This is a genomic window from Terrabacter sp. P5_B1 (genome assembly GCF_056400505.1).
In genome coordinates this window covers 1-5,591 of record NZ_JBFULD010000285.1, presented here as the reverse complement: position 1 = coordinate 5,591, position 5,591 = coordinate 1, and the positions used below count along the sequence as shown (strand labels likewise).

Sequence of the window (5,591 nt, the reverse complement as noted above, 5' to 3'; positions counted from 1 at the left end):
GGCCAGGCCCGTGGCCGCGTCGGCCAGGCGCTCACGGCCCGCCAGGCCGAGCTCGAGACCGAACGTGACGAGCGCATCCTCGTCGAGGAGCGAGTCGACGTCACCGTCCCCGCGCTGCGGCGTGCGCCCGGCGCCCGCCACCCCATCGAGCTGGTCGCCCAGCGCCTCGTCGACGCCTTCGTCGGGATGGGCTGGGAGGTCGCCGAGGGTCCGGAGCTCGAGAGCGAGTGGCTCAACTTCGACGCGCTCAACCTCGGGCCCGACCACCCCGCCCGGCAGATGCAGGACACCTTCTTCCTCGACCCGGTCGACTCCGGCCTCGTGCTGCGCACGCAGACGTCCCCGGTCCAGATCCGGACGATGCTCGAGAAGGAGCCGCCGATCTACATCGTGGCGCCGGGCAAGGTCTTCCGCACCGACGACCTCGACGCGACCCACACGCCCGTCTTCCACCAGATCGAGTGCCTCGCCATCGACAAGGGCCTGACGATGGCCCACCTGCGCGGCGCGCTCGACGCCTTCGTCCGCATCATGTTCGGCGAGGAGACGCGCACCCGCGTCCGGGCCAACTACTTCCCGTTCACCGAGCCGAGCATGGAGACCGACTTCCTCTGCTTCGCCTGCCACGGCGAGGAGACCTGGGGCAGCGCCGATCCGTGCCGCACGTGCGGCGGCTCGGGCTGGATCGAGCTCGGAGGCTCCGGCATGGTCAACCGCAAGGTGCTGCGCACGTGCGGCATCGACCCCGACGTCTACTCCGGTTTCGCGTTCGGGCTCGGCATCGAGCGGGCGCTCCAGCTGCGCCACGGCGTCCAGGGGATGCACGAGATCGTCGAGGGCGACATCCGCTTCTCGCAGCAGTTCGGGATGGGGGTCTGACATGCGTATGCCGCTCAGCTGGCTCGCCGAGTACACCGACCTCGCGCCCGGGGCCCGGGGCGCCGACGTGGCCGCCAGCCTCGTCCGCGTGGGGCTCGAGGAGGAGGACCTCCACGGTGGCGACATCACGGGGCCGCTCGTCGTGGGACGCGTCCTCGAGTTCACCCTCGAGCCGCAGAAGAACGGCAAGACCATCCGCTGGTGCACCGTCGACGTCGGCCAGAACGGCCAGATGCTGACCGAGGGCAAGCACCAGGAGATCGTCTGCGGCGCCCACAACTTCGAGGTCGGCGACCTCGTCGTGTGCGTCCTGCCCGGCGCCGTGCTGCCCGGCGGGTTCGAGATCGCCGCGCGCAAGACGTACGGCCACGTCTCCAACGGGATGATCTGCGCCGAGGACGAGATCGGCATCGGCCACGACCATGAGGGCATCATCGTCCTGCGCCGCCTGCTCGGTGACGAGAAGGCGGCGACGGTCCAGCCCGGCGACGACGCGATCGCCCTGCTCGGGCTCGGTGAGGAGACCGTCGAGACCAACGTGACGCCCGACCGYGGCTACTGCTTCTCGGTGCGCGGCCTGGCCCGCGAGTACTGGCACGCCCAGGGCAGTCCCGAGGGCGGCTACCGCGATCCAGCCGACATCGGGACGCCGCAGCCCAACACCGGCGGTTACGCCGTCGAGCTCAAGGACGAGTCGCCGATCGAGGGCAACGACGGCTGTGACCGCTACGTCGCGCGGATCGTGCGGGGCATCGACCCGACGCGTCCGTCGCCGGCGTGGATGAGCAAGCGCCTGACGCAGATGGGCATGCGTCCCATCTCGCTCGCCGTCGACGTCACCAACTACGTCATGCTCGCGCTCGGTCAGCCGCTGCACGCCTTCGACGTCGACCGGCTCTCCGGCTCGATCGTGGTGCGCCGGGCCCGCGGTGGCGAGAAGCTGACGACGCTCGACGACGTCGAGCGCATCCTGCACCCCGACGACCTGCTCATCACCGACGGCGGCGAGCAGCCGCTGGCCATCGCCGGTGTCATGGGTGGTGCGTCCTCGGAGGTGTCCGACGCGACGACCGACGTCCTCATCGAGGCGGCGCACTTCGACCCGACGACCGTCGCCCGATCGTCCCGCCGGCACCGGCTCATCACCGAGGCCTCCAAGCGCTTCGAGCGCGGGGTGGACCCGCAGGTCACCGCGGCCGCCGCTCAGCTGGCCGTCGACCTGCTCGTCGAGCACGGCGGCGGCACTGTCGACGACGGTGTCACCGACGTCGACCGGACGACRGAGCGCACGGCATACCTCCTCGACGTCACGGAGCCCGCACGCATCGTGGGCGTCGACTACCCGCGTGAGCGGGTCGTGGGCATCCTGCGTGACCTCGGCTGCCGGGTCGACGAGACCGGCGAGGGCACCGACGACACGCACGTGCTCGTGACACCGCCGTCGTGGCGTCCCGATCTCGTGGACGCGCCCGACTACGCCGAGGAGGTCGCGCGGATCGACGGCTACAACAACATCCCGTCGATCACGCCGACCCCGAGCGACGGCCGCGGCCTGACCCACGAGCAGAAGGCCCGTCGGGTCGTCGCCGACGCGCTGGCCGGGGCCGGGCTGACCGAGGTCCTCAGCTACCCGTTCGTCTCGGCGGAGCTCGCCGACCAGCTCATGCTGTCCGCCGACGACGACCGTCGTCACGCGGTCCGGCTGGCCAACCCGTTGTCCGAGGAGAGGCCGCTGCTGCGCACGTCGATCCTCGCGAGCCTCGTCGACACGATGCGGCGCAACGTCGCGCGAGGCCACAAGGACGTCGCGATCTACGAGATCGGTCTCGTCTTCCGTCCGGGCAGTGCGCTCGGCACGGCGCCGATCCCCGGAGTGGCCGCCCGCCCCGATGCCGACACTCTCGAGCAGCTGTATGCCGCCGTGCCCTCCCAGCCTCGTCGTGCCGGGATCCTCGCGACGGGCCAGGCCGAGCAGGCCGGGTGGTGGGGCCCGGGCCGTGCCGCCGACTGGAGCGACATGGTTGCCGCCGTGCAGACCGTGGCAGCCGCGCTCGCGGTCCCGGTCGTCGTGGCCAACGACCCCGGCCACGCCCCGTGGCACCCGGGGCGGTGCGCGCGGATGACGCTCGCCGACGGCACGCTCGTCGGGCACGCGGGGGAGCTGCACCCCAAGGTGGTCGCCGCCCTCGACCTGCCGTCCCGCTCCGTGGCAGCCGAGTTCGACGTCGACGTGCTCGTCGCCGCGAGCGCCGAACCGGTCCAGGCCCGTCCGTTCTCGACGTTCCCACCGGCGATGACCGACATCGCCCTGCTCGTCGCGTCCGACGTGGCCGCTGCCGACGTCGAGGCGGCACTGCGCTCCGGCGCGGGCGAGTCGCTCGAGTCGGTCGTCCTCTTCGACGTCTACGAGGGCGAGCGGATCGAGGCGGGGCACCGGTCGCTGGCCTACCGGCTCACCTTCCGGGCGCCGGACCGGACCCTGACGACCGACGAGGTCAACGGTTTCCGCGACGCAGCAGTGGCAAGCGCGGCCTCCGCGACGGGGGCCGTGCAGCGCTGACCTCTGAATGCACGAATATGCATTGGCGTGTATAGTCATGCATCGTGATCAGGGCAGCAGTGGCGGGGGCGAGCGGCTACGCCGGAGGAGAGATCCTCCGGCTGCTGCTCGCCCACCCGCAGTTCGAGGTCGGAGCCGTCACGGCAGCCAGCAGTGCGGGTGCACGGCTCGGGGGCGYCCACCCGCACCTGGTCCCGCTCGCCGACCGCGTGCTCGAGCCGACCACCGTCGACACGATGGCCGGCCACGACGTCGTCTTCCTCGCGCTGCCGCACGGCCACTCGGCCGCGCTCGCCGCTCAGCTGCCGGCCGGGGTCGTCGTCATCGACTGCGGCGCCGACTTCCGCCTCGAGTCCGAGGCGGCCTGGACCACCTTCTACGACACGGCGTATGCCGGTTCGTGGCCCTACGGCCTGCCCGAGCTCCCCGGGCCGGCCGGCTCGGTGCAGCGCGCGCGCCTCACGGGGGCGACTCGCATCGCCGTCCCCGGCTGCTATCCGACGGGCATCTCCCTGGCGCTCGCGCCCGGCTTCGCCGCCGGCCTGCTCGAGGCCCAGGACGTCGTCGTCGTGGCGGCCTCGGGCACGTCCGGTGCCGGCAAGTCGCTCAAGCCGCACCTGCTCGGCAGCGAGGTGATGGGCTCGATGTCGCCCTACGGCGTCGGCGGCGGCCACCGGCACACGCCCGAGATCGAGCAGAACCTCTCACGCGCCGCGGGGGAGCCCGTCACGGTCTCGTTCACGCCGACCCTGGCGCCGATGCCCCGCGGCATCCTCGCCACCTGCACCGCGCGCCTCCGTCCCGGCACCGACCCGGCAACCGTGCGCGCCGCCTGGGAGACGGCATACGCCGACGAGCCCTTCGTGCACGTGCTGCCCGAGGGCTCCTGGCCCGCGACGGCGTCGGTTGTCGGGAGCAACCACGTGCAGCTGCAGGTCGCCGTCGACGAGAGGCTCGGTCGGGTCGTCGTCGTGTCGGCCATCGACAACCTCACCAAGGGCACCGCCGGTGCGGCCGTGCAGTGCGCCAACCTCGCCCTCGGTCTCGACGAGACCCTCGGCCTCCCGATCGCAGGAGTCGCACCGTGAGTGGCCAGCACCCCGTCCACCTGCCCGCCGGCTTCCGCGCCGCAGGTGTCACCGCCGGCCTCAAGGCGAGCGGCACCCCCGACCTCGCGCTCGTCGTCAACGACGGCCCCGACCACCATGCTGCGGCGGTCTTCACGACCAACCGTGTCGAGGCGGCGCCGGTGACGTGGTCACGGCAGGTGGTCGCTGACGGCCGCGTCGACGCCGTCGTCCTCAACTCGGGGGGCGCCAACGCCTGCACCGGCACCCGGGGCTTCCTCGACACGCACCGCACGGCCGAGCACGTCGCCGAGGTCCTCGGGGTCGCGTCGGGCGACGTCGTCGTCTGCTCCACGGGTCTCATCGGCGAGCTCCTGCCGATGGACAAGATCCTCGCCGGGGCGGACGACGCGGCCGCCACCCTCTCCCCGGAAGGGCACGAGGCCGCGGCCGTCGCGATCAAGACGACCGACACCGTGCACAAGGTAGCGGTGCGCGCCGGGCAGGGCTGGTCGGTCGCCGGAATGGCCAAGGGTGCGGGCATGCTCGCGCCGGCCCTCGCGACGATGCTCGTCGTCCTGACCACGGACGCCGTCGTCGACCCGGTCGACCTCGACGGTGCGTTGCGCGCCGCAACGGCCGTCTCCTTCGACCGCATCGACTCCGACGCGTGCATGTCGACCAACGACACCGTCGTCGTACTGGCATCGGGCGCCTCCGGCGTGGCCGTCGATCGGGGCACCCTGACGGAGGCCCTGACCGCCGTCTGCTCCGACTTGGCCCGGCAGCTCATCGGCGACGCCGAGGGCGCCTCCCACGACATCGCAATCGAGGTCGTGGGCRCCGCCAGCGTCGACGACGCGCTCGAGGTCGCCCGCTCCGTCGCGCGCAACAACCTCTTCAAGTGCGCGATCTTCGGCAACGACCCCAACTGGGGTCGCGTCCTGGCCGCCGTCGGCACCACCCGGGCCGCCTTCGAGCCCGCGGCCCTGGACGTGACGATGAACGGCGTCCGAGTGTGCCGTTCCGGCGGGGTCGGCGAGGACCGGGCTCTCGTGGACCTCACTGCGCGAGAGGTCCACGTC

At 72.3% G+C, this 5,591-nt stretch carries 4 protein-coding genes; all 4 read left to right on the top strand.

Annotated elements, in window-relative coordinates; genetic code table 11:
• Nucleotides 1-879, top strand: an 879-nt coding sequence (gene pheS / locus AC1DP0_RS17290) for a phenylalanine--tRNA ligase subunit alpha (RefSeq protein ID WP_478086697.1), incomplete at its 5' end; no start/stop codon positions are given.
• A gap of 1 nt (nt 880) precedes the next feature.
• Nucleotides 881-3,439 carry a phenylalanine--tRNA ligase subunit beta gene (pheT, locus tag AC1DP0_RS17285; RefSeq protein WP_478086694.1) on the top strand — a complete coding sequence of 853 codons (2,559 nt, stop codon included), beginning with the start codon at nt 881-883 and terminating at the stop codon, nt 3,437-3,439.
• 44 nt (nt 3,440-3,483) lie between these two features.
• Nucleotides 3,484-4,527, top strand: a complete 1,044-nt coding sequence (gene argC / locus AC1DP0_RS17280) for an N-acetyl-gamma-glutamyl-phosphate reductase (RefSeq protein WP_478086692.1) — start codon at nt 3,484-3,486, stop codon at nt 4,525-4,527.
• A partial coding sequence (gene argJ / locus AC1DP0_RS17275; RefSeq protein ID WP_478086689.1) for a bifunctional glutamate N-acetyltransferase/amino-acid acetyltransferase ArgJ occupies nt 4,524-5,591 on the top strand: 1,068 nt, incomplete at its 3' end. The genes argC and argJ, both read left to right, overlap by 4 nt.